The 2,595-nt window shown below is 34.1% G+C and carries 4 protein-coding genes; 2 read left to right on the top strand and 2 right to left on the bottom strand.

The window, feature by feature from the left end:
* Both J7K39_03200 and J7K39_03195 read left to right on the top strand, forming a co-directional pair.
* A partial coding sequence (locus J7K39_03200; GenBank protein ID MCD6178890.1) for a hypothetical protein occupies positions 1–235 on the top strand: 235 nt, incomplete at its 5' end.
* 126 nt (positions 236–361) lie between these two features.
* Positions 362–631: an acylphosphatase gene (locus J7K39_03195; protein ID MCD6178889.1), complete on the top strand. Its 270-nt coding sequence runs from the start codon at positions 362–364 to the stop codon at positions 629–631.
* A gap of 7 nt (positions 632–638) precedes the next feature.
* Here the strand turns inward: J7K39_03195 and J7K39_03190 are convergent, their stop codons facing one another.
* Together J7K39_03190 and J7K39_03185 are read right to left on the bottom strand one after the other, a co-directional pair.
* Positions 639–2,009, bottom strand: coding sequence for an IS5 family transposase (locus J7K39_03190; protein MCD6178888.1), 1,371 nt, complete (start codon positions 2,007–2,009; stop codon positions 639–641).
* A gap of 229 nt (positions 2,010–2,238) precedes the next feature.
* Positions 2,239–2,595 (bottom strand): hypothetical protein (locus J7K39_03185; protein MCD6178887.1); only part of this gene is annotated, 357 nt, incomplete at its 5' end.

Here is a 2,595-nt window from a genome sequence, read left to right as displayed (position 1 = left end):
GAATTTCCATGCCGATGATGATAGTTATTATCAAGAGTGGTTCGATAATTTAGATGAGGGCTGGATAGTAGGTTTAAATTTTCTAGAACATAATTTGGATGAAATAAAAGCTACTCGCCTAGATTATTATATTTCTTTCGGTGGTGAATTTGATGCTTTGGATTGGCGAACCTATAATCCGCTAAAGCTTTTTGAAAAAATCGATAAACAAATGTCTTATCGTTTGGGGGAATAATATGAGACCTTTGCAAACCCCCGAACTCTCATCTCGAGCATCTGCGAGAGATCTTTATGTATTAGTATTCAACCGCATAAGATTTCTCACTTCGTTCGAAATGAGTTATATCTGAAATATAGATTAATGAAAAAAACAGTCAGCATAAAAATTTCAGGAAAAGTACAAGGCGTGGGATTTCGATATTATACCAAAAAGAAAGCCAAAGAATGCCATGTAAATGGCTTTGTACAAAACAAACCTGATGGTTCGGTTTATATTGAAGCCCATGGAGAAAAAATTGATGTTGATACTTTTATTGACTGGTGCAAACGAGGACCAGATTGGGCAAGAGTGCTTGAAAGTCGGATTAGTGAGCTCCCAAATCAGAAGTGGGATGGGTTTGAAGTTAAGTAGTCAAACCTTAAAAAGCCCAATATTTTGAGAGTTTATTTTTTTGAAAAAACAGTTTCCAAAAATTTAAGATATAAAATAGTTCAAAAAGAATTTGCTCTTTAATTCTATTGAGCATTTTCTTTAAATTAAACCCAGTTCCCGCTAAAAGTGTATTTAATTGGTCACCAATTACACCTTTCAAATAATTCCTTAACATTCTATGGTCGTGCTTAATGTGACCGATAACCGGTTCTATTCCTGCTCTGGCTCTAAAACGTTTCCTCGCTTTTTGTTTTTCGTATTGAGTAGCTCCTTTTTTAGGTGCAGATGGCGATATTATTTCGGTATCATTAATTTTCTTTTTCCCTCGATAACCTCTATCTACAATCCCTACTTTAGGCATTCTTCCAGTTAAATATTCTGTTTGCTTTAAATGTTCTTCAAGTGTATGGCCATCGTAAGGATTATTTTGAAAAGCAATGGCTCCAACTACTATTTTTGTGGTTTTAGTTAAAACTATTCCTGTTTTATTTCCAAACTCAAATTTCTTTGCTTCTTTACCTTTTGCGATGCAACTAACCTCTGGCTCATGAATGCTGTAAATCTTGTTCTTACCTCCTTTTTGTTGTGCTAAAATTTTGTTGATAATGATGAATAGTTCTTTATACCTCTGTTGTTGATCTGGGCTAAATTGCCTTTCTATATCTCTGACTTGGCGACCAGCTATAGTTTTTATTTTTCGTAAGGCGGCTTTGGCTTTCTTTCTTCTTTTTGGATGATTATGAAAACGTTGATCTATCATCAGCTGCTTTAAAGTCCTGGTATAAGTTTGACGTAATATGATTCCCTCTTGTCTGGCTATCTTGTTCACTTTCTCAATAATACGTTTGTGTTGTTTTGCATCGGTTGGATAAGTGATATTCTTTTCTTGTACGGTACTGTCAATTAAGACTTCTTTTTCTTGAGCCTCTTTGCCAAATAGTTGAATCGATACTTTCAATAACTTTTCTGCACCATCTTTGCCTATACGATTTCTAAAATGTATAAACTCAGTTGGATCAAAGGGCTTTTGAGTTTGGAAAACTTTCTCTCCACTAAAATATTGCCAATATGGATTTTCAATCCAGCGGTCAACAATTGCTTCATCGCTTAAATTATAAATGTGCTTTAACAATAGCAACCCTATCATTCTACGAATAGGAACAGAAGGTCGTCCTATTTCTGAAAAATAAACTGAGAATTCTTTCTCTATAGAATCCCAATCTATTCGTGTAGATAAAATACACAACTCATGCTCTAAATTGATAAACCTTTTTAAGGGAGTATCAAAAATACTTAATTGAGGTGTTTTGTCCTGTTTTCCAACCATATCTGCAAGCTTTTTAACTAAGGTACGCATTTGCTTGCAGTTTTAGCAACCTAACAAAAGAGGTTATCAACTGATTATTAACAATTTAAATGGTTTTTAAGGGATGACTAAATAAAAAAAGGGACACTTTTTTAAGTCCCCTTGTTTTTTTGATTCTCAGATTTATAGAAGCCAACTTATGTAGAGCTGAATTAATTTATGTTGAGCGAAGTCAATTTATGTTGAGCGAAGTCAATTTATGTTGAGCGAAGTCGAAACATTAGAAAGGCCAGAAACTATTGTCATTCCAAATATCAGCTTTCAATTCTTCATTAATTTCATGTAAAAAGTGCTGATGTGATTTTTCCCAATCGGCAAGCATTTGGTATAATTCTATTTCATTTGGATCTGTAGCTTCAGCTGCTCGATCAGAATACACTTTTACTGCACGTGTTTCAAAATCCATAGCAGCAGAAATTGCAGCAGCTTCAAAACTTGCCGCATTTATTTCTTTTTTCATCGCATCGGTTAAAACACGCATAGCAATGGCCTCTTTTGGGTCTTCTACATAACCTTCAGGTTTGAGGAATTTTTTTGTTTTTTCGTAATTAACAAATTGTTCTGATAAGAATTTGAT

The organism is Bacteroidales bacterium, assembly GCA_021157585.1.
In the GTDB taxonomy this organism is placed as follows: Bacteria; Bacteroidota; Bacteroidia; order Bacteroidales; family UBA12170; genus UBA12170.
The sequence above is the reverse complement of the archived record's forward strand: the minus strand, read 5'-3'. Positions and strand labels throughout refer to the sequence as shown.

Bases quoted from the DNA above. Each gene is read 5' to 3' on its own strand.
- J7K39_03195 (MCD6178889.1), top strand. From the start codon at position 362: ATGAAAAAAACAGTCAGCATAAAAATTTCAGGAAAAGTACAAGGCGTG.
- J7K39_03190 (MCD6178888.1), bottom strand. From the start codon at position 2,009: ATGCGTACCTTAGTTAAAAAGCTTGCAGATATGGTTGGAAAACAGGAC.